The sequence below is a fragment of the Streptomyces boetiae genome (assembly GCF_031845405.1).
GTDB lineage: Bacteria > Actinomycetota > Actinomycetes > Streptomycetales > Streptomycetaceae > Streptomyces > Streptomyces boetiae.
Window position 1 is genome coordinate 85,279 of record NZ_JAVREN010000020.1, and the last position, 16,075, is coordinate 101,353.

A 16,075-nucleotide genomic window follows, 5' to 3' on the forward strand; every position below is an offset into this window, starting at 1 on the left:
CCGCCTTCCGCGTCCGCACCCGGGAGGCGGCGCGCGGCCCCGAGTGTGACAGGCGGCCCCCCATGCTGTGACTCAGGTCATTCCGGCGGGGGCGGGCTTTCCCGCGCCGCCGCGCTCCGGCCGGTCAGCGGCCAGACGGCGAGCGTCTCGTACCGGGGCCGTCCGCCCGGCTCCCCGCCCCCCGGCAGCCGGCTGCGGTACAGCCCGAAGCAGGCCGCCGTCCACGGCCCGCCGTCGAAGCCGGCCAGCCCCGAGGTGAACGGCGCCAGGTCCGCGCCCACGCGCCCCCGCCCGCGCGCCAGGGTCAGATGCGGCTCGAACGCCCGCCGCGGGCGTTGCTCCTCCGCGTCCCGTTCATCGCCAGGGCCCTCGGCCGGGCCCGCCGCCACCGCCGAGGCCGCCAGCCGCCCCAGCAGCGCCGTGCCCTCCCCGGTCACCCCCGCCCACAGCACCCGCCGCCCGAACCGCCCGCCCCCCGCCAGCCGCAGCCCGTGCGGCGGCACCCCCGCGGCGGCGGCGCCCAGCCGTTCGCACAGCGCGGGCACCGCGCCGGCCGGCACGTCCCCGTAGAACGCCAGCGCCACGTGCCACCCCGCCGGGTCCGCCCAGCGCAGCCGCCCGGCCCCGGGCAGCCCGTGCAGCCCGGCGACCGCCTCGCGCAGCTCGGCCAGCGCCGCGTCCGGAGGCCGGAGGGCCGCGAACAGCCGCATCCGCTCCACCCCTCCATCCTGGCCCCGACCGCCCCGGACTGCGCGCCGCGCGCCCCGGCCCCCGGAGGGAGGGGTGAACGACCGCGGCCACCGCAGCGTGGAACACACCGCCGGCCTGCGCGTCGAGGCGTGGGTGCCCGGCCGCGAGGACTGCCTGGCCGAGGCCGTGCGCGGCGTGGTGGAGGCGTTCACCGAACGGCGCGCGGCGGCGCGCGGCGGCCGGGAGCGGCGGGCCTGGGCGGGTCGTTCGACGTCACGGCCGCGATCAACGACCGCGGTCAGGTCGCGGGCGCCTCCCGCACCCCCGCCGCCCTCGCGCACGCCGTCCGCCGGGAGGCCGACGGCACCCCCACCGACCACGGGCCACGCCTCCCTGTGGCGGGACGGGCGGATGACCGGCCTGGGCGTGCCCGCGGGGTTCACCTTCAGCCAGGCCACGGCGGTCACCGAGCGCGGCGAGGTCATCGGCACCGCCTCCCGCGAGGACGGCTCCCGGGCCGTCTTCCGCGGGACCGTGGACCGACCGCGCACCCGCCGTCGCCCCGGGAGGCACCGGCGCGCATGGCGCATCATGGGGACCATGCCCGAAGGAGACACCGTGCTGCAGGCCGCGCGGCGGCTGCACGCGGCGCTCGCCGGGAGGGTGCTGATCCGGGCCGAGCTGCGCGTGCCGCGGCTGGCCACGGCGGACCTGCGGGGGAGGGCCGTGCGGGAGGTCGTGCCGCGCGGGAAGCACCTGCTGGCCCGGATCGAGGGCGGGCTGACGCTCCACTCCCACCTGCGGATGGACGGCGCCTGGCGCGTTCACGCCGCCGGGGAACGCCCGCGCGGCGGCCCGGCGCACCAGATCCGCGCCATCCTGGGCAACGCCGAGGCCACGGCCGTCGGCTACCGCCTGCCCGTGCTCGACCTGCTGCGCACCGAGCGCGAGGCCCGGGTCGTCGGGCACCTCGGGCCCGACCTGCTCGGCCCCGACTGGGACCCCGCCGAGGCCCTGGCGCGGCTGCTGGCCGACCCGGCCAGGCCGGTGGGCACGGCCCTGCTCGACCAGCGGAATCTCGCCGGCGTCGGCAACGTCTTCATGGCCGAGCTGTGCTTCCTGGCCCGGGTCACGCCCTGGCTGCCCGTCGGCGAGGTCGCCGACCCCGCCGCCCTGATCGCCGAGGCCAAGCGGCTGCTGGAGGCCAACCGGGACCGCCTCGACCGCACCACCACCGCCCCCGGCCTCGACCGGCGCCAGCGCCTCCACGTCTACGGCCGCGCCGGCCGCCCCTGCCCGGCCTGCGGCACGCCCGTGCGGGTGGCCGGCGAGACCCACGGCGAGCGCGGCCGGGAACGCCCGGTCTACTGGTGCCCCTCCTGCCAGCGCGGCCCGGCGAGATCCGGCGGGACCACGCCAGGAAAGTGACTCGCCGGTAGGATGCCGGGGGAGGCGCGCCGCACCCGAGCGGGCGCGCCCGAGGCGCCGAGGAACGGGGGCCGGGGCGATGACCGGGGCAACGACCGACGAGGGCGCCGACGCGGGAGGACCGCCGCCGGAGGGCACGGACGCGCCGGGCACCGGGTTCTTCCACTCCGTGAACGAGGTCGCCGCCCGCCTCGGCCGCGCCGGCTACCTGGCCTCCCCGGCCGTGGCCACCACCGTCTTCCTCGCGGACCGCCTCGGCAAGCCCCTCCTCGTCGAGGGCCCCGCCGGGGTCGGCAAGACCGAGCTGGCCAAGGCCCTCGCCCGCGTCACCGGCGCCCGCCTCATCCGCCTCCAGTGCTACGAGGGCGTGGACGAGTCCCGCGCCCTGTACGAGTGGAACCACGCCAAGCAGCTGCTGCGCATCACCGCCGGACGGGACGAGACCTGGGAGCAGGCGCGCACGGACATCTTCGGCGAGGAGTTCCTGCTGACCCGCCCCCTCCTCGCGGCCATCCGCGGTACCGACCCCAAGGTGCTGCTCATCGACGAGACCGACAAGGCCGACGTCGAGGTGGAGGGCCTGCTGCTCGAAGTCCTCAGCGACTTCCAGGTCAGCGTGCCCGAGCTGGGCACGCTGACGGCCGAGCGGCGGCCGTTCGTCGTGCTCACCTCCAACGCCACGCGCGAGCTGTCCGAGGCCCTGCGCCGCCGCTGCCTGTTCCTGCACCTGGGCTTCCCCGACGAGGAGCTGGAGCGGCGCATCGTGCGTTCCCGCGTGCCCGGGCTCGACGAGGCGCTGGCCGCCTCCGTGGTCCGGGTCGTCGGCGCGCTGCGCGCGATGGACCTGCGGAAGGCGCCCTCCGTGGCCGAAACCGTCGACTGGGCGCGGACGTTGCTCGCTCTCGGCGCCGGAACGCTGGACGACGCGCTGGTCAGGGACAGCCTGGGCGTGATCCTCAAGCACCAGGAGGACATCCGCAGGGCAACGGCCGGGCTGCGGCTGGACGCGGCGTGACCGCGCCGCGCGAGCGGCCGGAGGAGCCCGGCGGCCCGGCCGGGCGGCTGACGGGGCTGGTGCGGGCCCTGCGCGAACACGGCCTGCGCATCGGCCCCGGCGAGACCGTGGACGCCGCCGCCGCGCTGCGCGCCCTCGGCCTGGACGACCGCGAGCACCTGCGCGCCGGCCTTGCCGCCGCGCTGCTGCATCAGGAGAGTCAACGCCCGGTGTTCGACGGGGTGTTCGACCTGTACTTCCCCGCGCGCACCGGCCCGCCCCTGGCCGTTGACGGCCCCGGCGGCGCGGGCGGCCAGGCCCCCGCCGACCTGAGCCGCGCCGCCCTCCGCGACCGGCTGGCCGAGGCCCTGGCCGCCGGGGACGCCGCCGCCCTCGACCGGATCGCGGCCGAGGCCGTCGACGCCCTGGGCCGCTGGGGCGCCGACCCCGCCACCTACCGCTGGTCCGCCCAGCAGACCCTGGACCGCCTGCGCCCCCAGACCCTCCTGGCCCGCGTCCGCGCGGCCACGACCGGCGAGGGGAACGGCGCGGGAAACGGCCCCGGCGGCGCCGGGGCCTTCGCGGCCGGCGCGGGCGCTCCCGGCACCACGGCGCCAGGCGCCCAGCCCGGGGCGTTCACCGACCGGCTCACCGACGACGAGATCCGGCGCCGCATCGAGGAGTTCCGGGAGCGCGTGCGCGCCGAGGCCCGCCGCCGGGTCGCGGGGCGGATCGGCGCCGGCGAGGTGGCCCGCCGCGGCCTCGCCCCGACCCCCGAGCGCATCCCCTTCCTCGCGGCCGGCCGCACCCAGCTCGCCGAGCTGCGCCGCACCGTCCACCCCCTGGCCCGCAAGCTCGCCACCCGCCTCGCCGCGCGCCGCCGCCGCGCCACCCACGGCACCATCGACCTGCGCCGCACCCTGCGCCGCTCGCTCTCCACCGGCGGCGTCCCGCTGCGCCCCGCCTACCGGCGCCGCCGCCCCTCCCGGCCCGAACTCGTCCTGCTCTGCGACGTCTCCGACTCGGTCGCCGGGTTCGCGCAGTTCACGATGCTGCTGGTGCACGCGCTGCGGGACGAGTTCGGCAAGGTGCGGGTCTTCGCCTTCGTCAACCGCACCGACGAGGTCACCGACCTCGTCACCCGCGGCGCCGCCGACCCCGGCGGCCTGGCCGCCCGCATCCTCACCGGGGCCGCCGTCGCGAGCGGGCACGGCAGCAGCGACTACGGCAGCGCGCTGGGGGAATTCGCCGGCCGCCACCTCCCGGCCGTCACCTCCCGCAGCACCGTCCTGATCCTGGGCGACGCCCGCACCAACGGCGGCGACCCGAACCTCCCCGCCCTGCGCCGCGTGGCCGAGCGCGCCCGCCGCGTCTACTGGCTCAACCCCGAGCAGCCCGCCTCCTGGCCCACCGGCGACTCCGTCGCCCTGGCCTACGCGAACCTTGTGGAGATGCACCCCTGCCGCGACGCGGAGCAGCTCTCCGCCCTGATCGGCCGCATCCTCCCGATCTGAACGCCCGCGGCGGGCACGGCCGTTGAACGTCCGCGGTGACCCGGGCCGTTGAACGCCCGCGGCGGGCACGGTCGTTGAACGCCCGCCGCGGGCGCCCCGGGCCGGACGGGCCCTACTTCAGCGGCGTGGCCCGCGTCAGCGCGTGCATCGCCTCCTCCAGCGGCCCGCGCCGCCCGACGTACCGCCGCCACAGCCACGCCAGCGCCCCGGCCACCACCATGAACGCCAGCGGCACCGACAGCGGCCGGTCCAGCTCGTCCAGCCCGAACGCCTCGATGGCCAGCAGGTGGCCGACGTACGCGCTCAGCGACATGCTCCCCACCAGGATCACCGGCGTCCCCGCGCGCGTCAGCGCCGGCCACCGGTCCAGCGCGACCAGCGCCGCCGCGATCACGAGGACCGCCACGCCCGCGTTCCCCACCACCGCGAAGCTGGTCTCCGTATGCGGGGCCGCGATCAGCAGCCAGACCGGGTCGCTCCCGGGGATGCCTATCTCCGCGTCCGACCACCAGGCGCTGGGGGCGCCCGTGGTCTCCACGACCGAGGGCACCAGCCGGAACGCCAGCCACGAGCCGCCGTACCCGAGCGCCGCGAGCGCCGGGCCGATCACCAGCAGCCGGGCGCGCACCACCGCCGAGGCCAGGTCCAGCCGCCCCAGCGCCATCCCGGCGAAGATCAGCGGCATCCAGGCCAGGACGGGGTAGTTGCCGGTGACCAGCAGGTCCAGCGCCCCGTCCGCGCCCAGGCGGGCCAGCGGGTCGTGCTCGTCCATCGTCTCGGCCCAGCCGGTGTACTCGCCGTAGGGGCCGTAGGCGGACTGCCGCAGCGCGAAGAGGTACTGCGGGCCGACCGCCGCCGTGGCCACGGCGACCGCCGCCAGCGTTCGCGCGCGTAAGCGGGCGAAGGGCAGCGCCAGCAGGAAGTACAGGGCGAAGTAGGGGAGGATCACCGCTATCGGCGTGCCCATCAGGGTCAGCAGCGTGCCCAGGACCAGCAGAACGCCCGACCTGATCGCGACCCGGACCACGGACCGCAGGCCCTCGCGGCCCGTTCCCAGCCCCTGGCGGCCGGTGAGGAAGACCAGCGTGACCCCGGCCAGCACGGCGAACAGCGCGGAGGAACGGCCGTGGCTGAGCTCGATCAGCCACGACCAGCGCACGCCGTCGCCGGGGTCGCGCGCCAGGTGTGCCGTGTACATCCCGAAGACCGCCAGGCCCCGGGCCAGGTCGAGCCCGAGCAGGCGCGCCGCCTCGCGGCCGGTGTCCGCTTCGCTGGGGGCGATCGCGGCAGAGTTCTGCGTCATGCCGCCAGCCTCCGTCACCGGGGCGCGCTTCCGGAAGGGACTCCCGAGCCTGGTATCGCGTCAGTTCCCTTGTGAAATCCGGGACTTGCCGACGGGCGTGCCATATACCCCCGAGGGGTATATACTTCCACCGATCGCAGGACCACCGGGACGGATCTCAGGGGAAGCGCCATGCAGCACGAAGCCGGAACGCGGCACCAGCACGACCACCACTCCGGGCACGCCGGGCACGAGGCGCACCACGCTGCCGGTCCTGCCGGGTGGGGCATGGCCGTGAGAGCGACCCTCCACTGCCTGACCGGCTGCGCGATCGGGGAGGTGCTGGGCCTGGTCATCGGCACCGCGCTGGGCTGGCGGGACCTCCCGACCATGGTCCTGGCCATCGCGCTGGCCTTCTTCTTCGGCTACGCGCTCACCCTCGTCGCGGTGACCCGCGCGGGCGTCGGCTTCAAGGCGGCGGTCGGCGTGGCGCTGGCCGCGGACACCCTCTCCATCACGGTGATGGAGATCGTGGACAACGGCGTGCTGCTCTTCGTCCCCGGCGCCATGGACGCGCACCTCTCGGACGGGCTGTTCTGGGGCGCGCTGGCGCTGGCGTTCGCCGTGGCCTTCCTGGTGACCACGCCCGTCAACCGGTGGCTGATCGGCCGGGGCCGGGGGCACGCGGTGGTGCACGCGTACCACTCCTGAACGCCCGACCGCGTGGGGCCGTGGGGGCGGGACGGCCGTGCCGCCCCGCCCCCACGGGCCGCGTCAGCCCTCGCCGAGGAGCCGGCTCATGCGCTGGATCTCCGCGGTCTGGGTCGTGACGACGGCCTCGGCCAGCTCCAGCGCCGGCGGGAACGCGCCCTCCGCCAGCTCCGTCTCCGCCATGGCGACTGCGCCCTCGTGGTGCTCGGTCATCATCTCCAGGAAGGCGGTGTCGAAGGCCGTGCCGGAGGCGTTCTCCAGCTCCGCCATCTCCTCCTCCGACATCATTCCTTGCATTCCCTCCATTCCGTCCATTCCGCCCATTTCTTCCGCTCCGCCCATGCCGTGGCCGGAGTGGTCCGTGCCCTCGCCGGGGACCTCCTCGCCCCAGGCGGCGAGCCAGCCGGAGAGGGTGTCGATCTCCGGCTGCTGGGCGGCGCGGATGGCCTCCGCCAGCTCGCGCACCTCCCCGGAGGCCGCGGCCGGCTCCGCGAGGGCGAGGTCGGCCATCTCCACGGCCTGCCGGTGGTGGGGGATCATCCGCTGGGCGAACGCGACATCCGCCGCGTTGTGCTCCTCCTCGGCGGAGGGCGTGGCGGAGGCGCTGGGCGCCTGGTCGCCGCGGGCGGCCGGGTCCTCCTCGCCGCCGCAGGCGGCGAGCAGCAGGACGGCGGCGAAGGCACCCGCGACGGCCGCCGCGGGGCGGTGGGAACGCTTGATGGGCATGCTGAGGCAACTCTCTGCGTGAAGGGTGTCGTTCTGGACAGGCGCGGCCGGACCGGCCCGCCTATATGCGCAGGAGTTGCAGATCGCTCAACGAGGGCGGCGCCCGCGGCCCCGGCCCCCGGGCCGGCACCCGAGCCGTCCCGGCCCGCCGCGCCGCCTCCCCGGCGACGGCCCCCGCCGCGTCCGCCACCTGCGGCCCGGCCCCGAGGCTCGCCGCCGCGCAGTCGGCGTCGGCGTGCTCGGCGTGCCCGCCGCCCTGGGGGTGCGTATGCGCCGCGTCCGGGGCGCCCATGGCCCTCGCGTGACCGGCCCCGGCCTCGTGGCCCGCCCCCGCGGGAGACGCTTCCCCGTGTGGGGGTCCCCCCGGGCCGGGCCTGGGGGAGGGAGGCACCCCCGGCTCGGCGGCGGCCCGGCCGGCGTACGGAGGGATCCCGGGCCCCGGCGCGAGGCCGTGCATGGCCAGCAGCCCGGCCAGAAGCCCGAGCACCAGGAACGCCGTCCCGCCCCGCGCCCCGAGGGACGCGGCCGAAAGCGGGTGCGAGCGCGGCATGCCCCCATCGTACGAAGCCCCACCGGCGCAACGTCCGGGGCCCCGCCGCCCGGTTTCCGCGGGCCGCGCGGCTCAGCGCTCCCGGCCGCGCGGCTTGAGGGGCGTCGCGGGGAGCGCCGGGGCGTCGAGGCGGGGGCCGCCGTAGCCGTGGACCTCTCCGAAGCGGGTGCCGGCGGCCCAGTCCTCACGGGCGCGGGTGATGTCCTCGGTGGAGCGGCCTATGAAGTTCCACCACATGACGATCTTCTCGGCGAAGGGCTCGCCGCCCAGCAGGAGGACGGAGCTGCCGCCGCCGCCCGGGCCGCCGTCCTCGCGCAGGTCCAGCTCGCGGCGCCCGGAGCCGAGGTAGAGCATCCGGCCGGGGCCGAGGCGGACGCCGGCGGCCTCGGTGGAGCCGGCCATGGTGAGGAGGGCGTACTCGAAGTCGGGCTGGAGGGGGACGCGGGCCGAGGCGCCCTCGGCCAGGGTCAGGTCGGCGCCCATCAGCGGCGTGTGGACCGTGCCGGGGGAGCGGGCGCCGTCCAGCTCGCCGAGGATCACGGTGGCCGTAAGGCCCCCGTGCGCCACCTCGGGAAGCGCGGCGTGGTGCTCGAACGCGGGGGCGGTGTGCCGGTGCGCGTCGGGGAGCGCGACCCATAGCTGCGCGCCGTGCAGGTACCGGCTGTGGGCGCGGGGCGTCTCCTCGGAGTGCGCGATGGCCCGCCCGGCCGTCATCAGGCCCAGCTCGCGGGGCCGCACCGTCTGGAGGCTGCCCAGGCTGTCCCGGTGCAGCACCTCGCCCTGGTGCAGCCAGCTGACCGTCTGGAGCCCGATGTGCGGGTGCGGCGGCACCTGCATGCCGGGCTCGTCCGCGATGTCGTCCGGGCCGTAGTGGTCCACGAAGCACCAGGCGCCGACCATCCGGCGGCCGAGGTTCGGCAGCAGGCGGCGCACCACCGTGCTGCCGCCCAGGTGCGTCTCGCGCGGCGAGAGCAGCTCCGTGACGGGCCGCCCGGGAACGTCCTCCCGCCCGCCGCACTCCCGCGCCTGCGGCCGGGTCTCCAGGTCACTCACTGCGCCTCCTTGCTCTCCCCGGGGCTCCGCCCGGGGGTGCCCCCATCTCCGCCCGCGCGGCACAGCGCGGCCTTCGCCGGCATCCGCGGCCCGGCAGCCGCGCTGGGGGTACCTCCCTCCCCCAGGCCCCGCCCGGGGGTACCCCCGGGCGGGGGAGCGTCGCTCACGAAGCCGTCTCCCGCCGCTGCGGAGGAATGCCGGCTCCGGCCGGGACGACGGGGATGCCGCCGGTCACCGCGCGCGTCACCGGGGTGCGGTCGGCTATCTCCATCAGGCGGGCGCGCTGCTCGTCCGCGAGGCCCTCGCCCAGCAGGTCGATCCGGCGGGTGATCCGGGCGCTGCCGTCCGAGCCCTTCTCGTACCCCAGGCGGACGCGGACGCCGGCGAGCGGCCAGTCCTTGCGCCCGGCGTACATCCGCAGCGTGATCGCCGTGCAGGAGCCGACCGCCGAGAGCAGCAGCCCTACGGGGGTGGGGCCGGTGTCCGCGCCCCCCTCGGACTCCGGCTCGTCCGCGGCCAGCGCGTGCCGGGCGGCCCGGATGTCCACGTGGTACTCCGGGCCCTCGCTGGTGGCGACCACCGCCGTGGACCGGGTGAACTCCGGCGCTTCGCTCATCTGCCCCACCTCCACCCGCATGATACGGCCGCGTACGGACATCCGTGCGAACGGCCGGGTCCGGCGGGGGCGCGCGGAGCTGGGAACGCGCCTGGTTGCGCACCTCCCAGACATCCCCACAACCCGTGCACGAGGTCACGCCCCAAACGCCCGCGTCCGCAGATGCCGGACTTGGGTGCGATGGGCGATGGGCCGCCTTGGCGGGTGTTTGGCGGCCGAGCGGGACCCCCTGGCGTTCGCCTCGCGTTCACATTCGGGCCCGTGGCCGGCGGCGTGCGGGGCGTGCGCGGGCCATTACGCGGAGAAGGTGCCGACGTTCGGGAAATGATGCGACGCCCTGGTGGCGACCCCGCGCCCGCCGCGAGGCCCACCGGCGTCAACACAACTGGCCCGTAGCCCCGTTGGGGTGCTTACATCCAGCGCACCGCGACAGGTTCCGGACCGCCGCAGCGCTGCGGCGGCCCGTCGCGTCATCGAACCCGTCGCGTTATCGAACAGTGTTCGCATTGTCGATGGCCTTCGACACCCCACTGATTGGAATACCCCACATGCGCAAGGACCTTGAGACCCGCGAGATCATGGACGCCGAGCTGGACGCCGTCGCGGGCGGCCTGGCCGACGGCCTGGTCGGCGTCTCCGGCGGTCTGGCTGGCGCCGTGGCGGCCGACGCCGTCGGCACCGTCACCTCGCTGCACACCGCCGGCTTCGCCCTGGGCGCCGTCGCGGACGTGACCGCCCAGGTCTCCGCCGTCACCGGCGTGCACGCCAACACCGGCGCGGTCACCGGCATCGTCGGCCTCTGAGCGACCCCCACGCCGGCGGGCCCCACTCCCGCGCCACGCCGGCCGCGGAACCCCGGAAGCACCCTTCCGGGGTTCCGCCGTTTCCGGGGCCGGGTGCTCTCAGGGCAGGGGCAGTTCGGCCCAGATCGTCTTGCCGTGGCGGACGTAGCGCGCCCCCCAGCGGGAGGTCATCGCGCCGACCAGCTGCAGGCCCCGGCCGCTCTCGTCCAGCAGCGAGGCGTGGCGCACCCGCGGCGTGGCCTCGCTGGCGTCCGAGACCTCACAGGTGAGGACGTCCGTGCGCAGCAGGCGCAGCCGCAGCGGCCCGGCGGCGTGGCGCACGACGTTGCCGATCAGCTCGCTGACCACCAGCTCCGCGCCCATCTCCAGCTCCTGAAGGCCCCACCGCGCCAGCCGCTCCCGGAGGCGGTCGCGGGCCAGCCGGGCGGCCGAGGGGTCCTCGGGCAGGTCCCAGGCGGCGACGTCCTCCTCCGGCAGGCGGTGGGTGCGCAACGCCAGCAGCGCCGCGTCGTCCTCGCGGCGCGCCCGCCCGGCCGGCAGCGCCGCCAGCACCGTCTCGCACAGCTTCTCCAGCCACGCGGCCTCCGGCTCGCGGTCGTCCCGGCAGCCCACGCGCGGGGGCGGCGAGGCGGCGGCCTCCGCGAGCGCGGCGGCCAGCAGGCCCGTGCCGGCGTCGCGCTCCGCCCGCCCGGTGCGGACCAGACCGTCCGTCCACAGCGCCACCAGCGTTCCCTCCGGCAGGGTCAGCTCGGTGGCCCGGTACGGGTGCGCGGCCACGCCCAGCGGCGGCCCCGGCGCCGGCTCGGGGAAGCGCACCGCCCCCCCGGGCTCCAGCACCGCCGGCGGCGGGTGCCCCGCGGAGGCCATGGCCAGGCGGCCCGAGGAGGGGTCGTAGACGGCGTACAGGCAGGTGGCGTACACCTCCTCGCCCAGGCCCGTGACGATGTCGTTGAGGTGGGCCAGCAGCTCGCCCGGCGGGTGGTCGAGCGCGGTCAGGGCGGTGACGGCCGTGCGCAGCCGGCCCATCGCCGTGGCCGGGCGCTGCCCGTGGCCGAGCACGTCCCCGATGACCAGCGCCACCCGCCCCGAGGACAGCGGCAGGGCGTCGTACCAGTCGCCGCCCGCCTCCGAGCGGTCCCCGGCGGGCAGGTAGCGGGCGGCGGCCGTGAACGCGGGCAGCACCGGGAGGCCGCGCGGCAGCAGGTCCTGCTGGAAACGCTGGGCGCGCTCGTGTTCGGCGTCGTACAGCCGCGCCCGCTCCAGGGCCTGCGCCACCAGGCCGCTGAGCGAGATCAGCAGACCCCGCTCCTCGTCCGAGAACGTCCGGGGCCGGTCGTAGGAGATGATGCATACGCCGACCGTGTGGCCCGAGGCGATCAGCGGGAGCATGGCCCAGGCGCCCTTGCCGCTGGCCCGGGCCATCTCCGAGAGCCGGGGGCTGAGGCGCTCCAGCTCCTTCAGGGAGCTGACGAACCGCGGCGCCCGGCCGCCCAGCAGCCGCTGCCGGTCCTCCTGGCGGCTGCGCCCCACCCGCTCGGGCCAGTCCTCCGGGTAGCCCACCAGGCCCACCAGGCGCGGCCGGCCCGTGGGGGAGAGGGTCTCCAGCACCAGGCCGCTGGCTCCGAAGGGCGGCAGCACGTGGTCGGCGACCACCTGCGCCACGTCCCGCGCGGTCAATGCCTGGGCGAGCGCGCCGGTGAGGGTGCCCACCAGCCGCGCCCGCCCCGACTCCTCGCGGGCCGCGCGCTGTTCGGCCGACAGGGGGGCGAGGTACGCGGCCAGGCAGGGCGGGACCGGGACCAGCCGCACCCGGTACCAGGTCCCGTCGGGCCCCTGCGCGTCGAAGACCTCCGGCTCCCCCCGGGCCACCGCCCGCGCGCCGCGCTCGGGGAAGCCGAGGTCGCGCAGCACCGGCAGCGCCTCCCACGCGACACGTCCGACCGGCGGGACGCCCGGGGCGCCCGGGTCGTCGGGGGGCGGGGCGTCCGGGGCGGCCGGGTCGTCGGGGGCGTACGGCGCCTCGTCCGGGGCGTGGTTCCCGGCCGCGCCCGGGGTGGTCAGGAACAGGCGTCCGGCGGCCGGGTTGGCGTAGCGCACGCGCCAGTCGCCCGCGTCCAGCAGCAGCACGGCGTCCGGCGTGACGCGCAGCATCCACAGCGCGGCCCGCTCCCCCGTGGCGCCCCCGACGGCATCCACATCCGTCACCTGCGACTCCCGCGGCCCTTGGCCCGCCGCACCCGGGGCGGCCCTGTCCGGCCACCCTAACCACGCCCGGTCGCGGTCGCTCGCCGGACGGTGACGGGCACGGGCCGGGCGCCCTCACCCGGATGCGCGAGGCGGTGAGCTTTGTCACTCTTGTGGCAGATATGTCGTTACGAGGCAGATGTGCCGAGTGTGGCGGAAGGAGACGGTCATGGCGAAGGCACTGAGTGCCGACAAGCTGGTGAAGGCTCTCAAGGAGGAGGGGGTGAAGGTGGTCGAGCACCCCTCCTGGCGGACGAACAACCGCAACCACAAGGGCCCCTTCGGCCCGGTGCACGGCGTGATGATCCACCACACCGTGACCAAGGGGACCAAGGGATCGGTGGAGATGTGCTTCAAGGGCCGCCCCGGCCTGCCCGGCCCGCTGTGCCACGGCGTCATCGACAAGGAGGGCACGGTCCACCTGGTCGGGAACGGCCGCGCCAACCACGCCGGCAAGGGCGACAGCGGCGTCCTGAAGGCGGTCAAGGCCGAGGCCCCGCTGCCGGCCGACCGCAAGACGGACGCCGACGGCAACTCCCACTTCTACGGCTTCGAGTGCGTCAACCTCGGCGACAACGAGGACCCCTGGCCCGCCGCGCAGGTGGAGGCCATCGTCCGGGCCTCGGCAGCCATCTGCCGGGCCCACGGCTGGGGCACGGACGGCGACACCTCGGTCATCGGCCACGCGGAGTGGCAGCCGGGCAAGGTCGACCCGCGCGGCCCCGGCGTCTCGATGGGCACCATCCGGCGCCGGGTGATGGACCGCCTGGGCCACTGACCGGGCGGGGACCGGGGTGCGGGTCCCCGGCTGTACGGGCTCCCGGGCCCCGGGCCGTACGGCGGGCCCCCGGGCCCGCGGCCGTTCAGGCTCCCGGGCGCACGGCTCCGCTCACCGTCCCCCCACCAGCGCCGCCAGCCCGGCCGCCACCAGCGCGGGCACCGACTCGCCCGCGCGGCACGGCCGTTCGGCCTCCCCGGCCGCCTCGGGCGAGGCGGTCCGCTCCGCGCGGACCTGCACGCCCTCCGCGATCACCGCGATCTTGAAGAACGCCAGGCCCAGGTGGAACGGCAGCCGCGTCAGCGACCGCCCGGTCAGCAGCGCGTACTGCTCGGCCAGCTCCAGCGTCCCGGGGAACTTCGGGTCCGTGCCCGCGGGTTCGTCCAGCAGCCCGTTCACCGCGGCGTCGCGGTAGGCCAGGAAGACGCCGAGGTCGGCCAGCGGGTCGCCGATCGCCGCCAGGCCCCAGCCCACCACGGCCCGCACCCGGCCCAGGTCCTCGGGGTCGAGGATCGCCCGGTCCAGGCGGAAGCCGCCGTGCACCACCGCCGCCTCCGCATCCGGCGGCACCCGCTCGGCCAGGGCCCTGTACAGCCGTGGAAGGGACGGGAGTTCGCGGGTCGCCACCCGCTCCCACATGGCGCGCCAGCCCTCCACCTGCCGCCTGAGGTACCCCTCGGGGCGGCCGAGGCCGGCCAGCCCCGCCTCCTGGTAGGAGACGGCGTGCAGCCGCGTAAGCTGGTCCAGCAGCCCGTCCGCGCAGCGCGTCAGCCGCTGCGGGGTCAGCCCCCGCACGTCCTGCCGCGACCGCAGCACCAGCCCCTCCACGCGCGAGGTGACGAGGAACGGCGCGCCCAGCACGTCGGGTTCGGCGCAGAAGGCGACGGGGCGCGGCAGGGCTACGCCCCGGTCCCACAGCGCCCGCAGCACGCGGAACTCCCGCGCCAGGTCGGAGGCCAGGGGCGCGGGCCCGATCAACGGTGGGCGGCGCACCACCCATTGGCTGTGGCCGTCGGTCACGGCGTACGCGAGGTGCGAACGCCCGCCCGGCAGCGGCTCGGCGCGCAGCGGGCCCTGACAGTGGGGGACGTTCGCCTTGAAGTACCGCTGAAGGCGAGGCAGATGGAGGCCGGCGGGGCGGCCCGCCCGCGTGCCGGGGCGGCCCGAGGGCCGCGTCGCCCGGGGGGCGGGGGAGATGGTCGTCATGCGGGATCCCTGGGGTGGTGGGCGGGACGAACGGCAGTGCGACCGGCCGCGGAACGCGCGCCGGGGGAGCGCGGGTGACGCAGGGAACGCCGTCCATGGTGGCGCGCCCGCCGCCCCCGCCGGAAGCTCCCGGGCCCCCGTCGGCCCGGGACGCGCACCCGCGCACGGGTGCGCCGCGGAAAGCTCGTCCCCGCAGGCGCTCTTCCGCCCCCGGCAGGGCCCCCGCCCCGGGCCGGGCCCCGCGCCCCGCCGGGCCTACGCCACCTCGATGCCGTGGTCCCGCAGCAGCGGGGCCAGGCCGCCGGGGTAGCCCCGGCCGCCCGCCACGAACCGCCAGTCCCCGCCGGGCCGGCGCCGGAACGACCCGAGCACCAGGGCCGTTTCCCCCGGCCTGCCGTCCGAGACCGGCAGCCGGTCCAGCTCGGAGCCCGCCGCGTCCGCCAGCCGGACGCGGGCCTCGGTGAACCCCGTCAGGTCCGCATCCGGGTGCGTCTCGGGGTCGATCGCGGCGGCCAGCACCAGCCGGTCGGCCTCCGCGGGCAGCGCGCCGAAGTCCACGCGCAGGGCGGCCCGGTCGGGGGCGGCGGGCGTCGCCGTCCGCACGCAACCGCCGGGCGCGGCCGGGTTGTTGAAGAAGACGAACCACTCGTCGCCCAGGGCCCGGCCGCCGCCGCACACCAGCGCGCACACGTCGAGTGCCACCGGCCCCTCCCAGGCCAGGCCCAGGACGTTCGCCTCACCGCCCCCGGGCGCCGGGGCCGTCGCCGCGCCGGAACGCCCGGCTCCCGCGCCCGCCCCGGGTGCGGCCCGCGCGCCGGCCAAGGCGGGCGCCGCGGTCCTCGCCGTCGTCCTGCCCGTCGGCCTGTTCGCCGTGGGGCGGCAGGCGCAGGTGGTCGTGGAGCGGGTGCTGGCCTCGGGTCTGGAGGGCGGGGCCATCGCGTGTCTCAACTACGCGCAGAAGGTCGCCCAGTTGCCGATGGTGCTGGCGTTGATGATCTGCACCGTCACGCTGCCGCTCGTGGCCCGGGCCGTCGCCGCAGGCGACCTCGAAGGAGCCGGGCGGCGCGTGGAGCGCGACCTCACGCTGGCCGCCGCCGTCGCGCTCCCGGGCGCCGCCTGCGCCGTGGCCTGCGCCCCGCAGATCGTGCACCTCCTCTTCGAGCGCGGCGCCTTCGACGCCGCCGACACCCAGGCCACGGCCGCCGTGCTGCGCGTCTACGCCCTCGGCCTGCTCGGGCACACGCTGACCGGCGCCCTTGCCCGGCCCTACTTCTCGGCGGCCAGGCCCACCTGGTTCCCGCTCGCCGCCATGGCCGCCGGCCTGCTGATCACCGTCGCCGGCGGCCTGCTCGCCGTCCGCCCCTGGGGCGCGCCAGGCATCGCCGCCGCGAACGCCGCCGGCATCAGCGCCACCGCGCTGCTGCTCCTGCGCGGCCTCCCCCGCCACACCTCCCTGCCCCTCCCCGCCCCCCCCCAGCAC

At 77.1% G+C, this 16,075-nt stretch carries 14 protein-coding genes and 2 pseudogenes; 7 read left to right on the forward strand and 9 right to left on the reverse strand.

Annotated features, from left to right (window positions below):
• Positions 1–77: 77 nt before the first annotated feature.
• Positions 78–710, reverse strand: coding sequence for an RNA 2',3'-cyclic phosphodiesterase (thpR, locus tag RM780_RS15410; protein WP_311631300.1), 633 nt, complete (start codon positions 708–710; stop codon positions 78–80).
• 580 nt (positions 711–1,290) lie between these two features.
• Between thpR and RM780_RS15415 the strand changes: the two genes are divergently transcribed.
• From RM780_RS15415 to RM780_RS15425, 3 genes are all read left to right on the forward strand, one after another.
• Positions 1,291–2,118, forward strand: coding sequence for a DNA-formamidopyrimidine glycosylase family protein (locus tag RM780_RS15415; RefSeq protein WP_311631301.1), 828 nt, complete (start codon positions 1,291–1,293; stop codon positions 2,116–2,118).
• Between the two features lie 79 nt (positions 2,119–2,197).
• Positions 2,198–3,133: an AAA family ATPase gene (locus RM780_RS15420; protein WP_311631283.1), complete on the forward strand. Its 936-nt coding sequence runs from the start codon at positions 2,198–2,200 to the stop codon at positions 3,131–3,133.
• Positions 3,130–4,626, forward strand: coding sequence for a VWA domain-containing protein (locus tag RM780_RS15425; protein WP_311631284.1), 1,497 nt, complete (start codon positions 3,130–3,132; stop codon positions 4,624–4,626). Before RM780_RS15420 ends, RM780_RS15425 begins: the two co-directional genes overlap by 4 nt.
• Before the next feature lie 112 nt (positions 4,627–4,738).
• Here RM780_RS15425 and RM780_RS15430 read toward each other — a convergent pair whose 3' ends face one another.
• Entirely contained in the window at positions 4,739–5,929 is a 1,191-nt protein-coding gene (locus RM780_RS15430) for a heparan-alpha-glucosaminide N-acetyltransferase domain-containing protein (RefSeq protein ID WP_311631285.1), read from the reverse strand.
• 171 nt (positions 5,930–6,100) lie between these two features.
• Between RM780_RS15430 and RM780_RS15435 the strand changes: the two genes are divergently transcribed.
• Positions 6,101–6,619 carry a DUF4396 domain-containing protein gene (locus tag RM780_RS15435; protein WP_311631286.1) on the forward strand — a complete coding sequence of 173 codons (519 nt, stop codon included), beginning with the start codon at positions 6,101–6,103 and terminating at the stop codon, positions 6,617–6,619.
• A gap of 63 nt (positions 6,620–6,682) precedes the next feature.
• On the opposite strand, the gene RM780_RS15440 is transcribed toward RM780_RS15435, so the two are convergent.
• The 4 genes from RM780_RS15440 to RM780_RS15455 form a co-directional block, all read right to left on the reverse strand.
• On the reverse strand, positions 6,683–7,345 hold the full coding sequence (locus RM780_RS15440) for a DUF305 domain-containing protein (RefSeq protein WP_311631287.1): 663 nt from the start codon (positions 7,343–7,345) through the stop codon (positions 6,683–6,685).
• Positions 7,346–7,406: 61 nt separating this feature from the next.
• Positions 7,407–7,895 carry a DUF6153 family protein gene (locus tag RM780_RS15445; protein WP_311631288.1) on the reverse strand — a complete coding sequence of 163 codons (489 nt, stop codon included), beginning with the start codon at positions 7,893–7,895 and terminating at the stop codon, positions 7,407–7,409.
• A gap of 72 nt (positions 7,896–7,967) precedes the next feature.
• Positions 7,968–8,948 carry a pirin family protein gene (locus RM780_RS15450; protein WP_394812984.1) on the reverse strand — a complete coding sequence of 327 codons (981 nt, stop codon included), beginning with the start codon at positions 8,946–8,948 and terminating at the stop codon, positions 7,968–7,970.
• Positions 8,949–9,111: 163 nt separating this feature from the next.
• Positions 9,112–9,564, reverse strand: coding sequence for an OsmC family protein (locus tag RM780_RS15455; RefSeq protein ID WP_311631289.1), 453 nt, complete (start codon positions 9,562–9,564; stop codon positions 9,112–9,114).
• 548 nt (positions 9,565–10,112) lie between these two features.
• On the opposite strand from RM780_RS15455, the gene RM780_RS15460 reads away from it, so the two are divergent.
• Positions 10,113–10,367, forward strand: a complete 255-nt coding sequence (locus tag RM780_RS15460) for a hypothetical protein (protein WP_311631290.1) — start codon at positions 10,113–10,115, stop codon at positions 10,365–10,367.
• A gap of 99 nt (positions 10,368–10,466) precedes the next feature.
• Here the strand turns inward: RM780_RS15460 and RM780_RS15465 are convergent, their stop codons facing one another.
• Entirely contained in the window at positions 10,467–12,572 is a 2,106-nt protein-coding gene (locus RM780_RS15465) for an ATP-binding SpoIIE family protein phosphatase (RefSeq protein ID WP_311631291.1), read from the reverse strand.
• 208 nt (positions 12,573–12,780) lie between these two features.
• Between RM780_RS15465 and RM780_RS15470 the strand changes: the two are divergent.
• A pseudogene (locus tag RM780_RS15470) lies at positions 12,781–13,383 on the forward strand (peptidoglycan recognition protein family protein); the annotation flags it as partial.
• A 117-nt stretch (positions 13,384–13,500) separates the two neighbouring features.
• On the opposite strand, the gene RM780_RS15475 reads toward RM780_RS15470, so the two are convergent.
• Both RM780_RS15475 and RM780_RS15480 read right to left on the reverse strand, forming a co-directional pair.
• The gene (locus RM780_RS15475) at positions 13,501–14,595 is read right to left on the reverse strand and encodes a phosphotransferase family protein (RefSeq protein WP_311631292.1); all 1,095 of its coding nucleotides are present in this window, start codon (positions 14,593–14,595) and stop codon (positions 13,501–13,503) included.
• Positions 14,596–14,850: 255 nt separating this feature from the next.
• The gene (locus RM780_RS15480; protein WP_394812985.1) at positions 14,851–15,297 is read right to left on the reverse strand and encodes a TerD family protein; all 447 of its coding nucleotides are present in this window, start codon (positions 15,295–15,297) and stop codon (positions 14,851–14,853) included.
• A gap of 73 nt (positions 15,298–15,370) precedes the next feature.
• Between RM780_RS15480 and RM780_RS15485 the strand changes: the two are divergent.
• A pseudogene (locus RM780_RS15485) lies at positions 15,371–16,075 on the forward strand (lipid II flippase MurJ); the annotation flags it as partial.

Excerpts from the sequence above, each read along its gene's own strand:
- thpR (WP_311631300.1), bottom strand. The coding sequence starts at position 710 with ATGCGGCTGTTCGCGGCCCTCCGGCCTCCGGACGCGGCGCTGGCCGAG.
- RM780_RS15415 (WP_311631301.1), top strand. The coding sequence starts at position 1,291 with ATGCCCGAAGGAGACACCGTGCTGCAGGCCGCGCGGCGGCTGCACGCG.
- RM780_RS15420 (WP_311631283.1), top strand. The coding sequence starts at position 2,198 with ATGACCGGGGCAACGACCGACGAGGGCGCCGACGCGGGAGGACCGCCG.
- RM780_RS15430 (WP_311631285.1), bottom strand. The coding sequence starts at position 5,929 with ATGACGCAGAACTCTGCCGCGATCGCCCCCAGCGAAGCGGACACCGGC.
- RM780_RS15435 (WP_311631286.1), top strand. The coding sequence starts at position 6,101 with ATGCAGCACGAAGCCGGAACGCGGCACCAGCACGACCACCACTCCGGG.
- RM780_RS15440 (WP_311631287.1), bottom strand. The coding sequence starts at position 7,345 with ATGCCCATCAAGCGTTCCCACCGCCCCGCGGCGGCCGTCGCGGGTGCC.
- RM780_RS15445 (WP_311631288.1), bottom strand. The coding sequence starts at position 7,895 with ATGCCGCGCTCGCACCCGCTTTCGGCCGCGTCCCTCGGGGCGCGGGGC.
- RM780_RS15455 (WP_311631289.1), bottom strand. The coding sequence starts at position 9,564 with ATGAGCGAAGCGCCGGAGTTCACCCGGTCCACGGCGGTGGTCGCCACC.
- RM780_RS15460 (WP_311631290.1), top strand. The coding sequence starts at position 10,113 with ATGCGCAAGGACCTTGAGACCCGCGAGATCATGGACGCCGAGCTGGAC.
- RM780_RS15475 (WP_311631292.1), bottom strand. The coding sequence starts at position 14,595 with ATGACGACCATCTCCCCCGCCCCCCGGGCGACGCGGCCCTCGGGCCGC.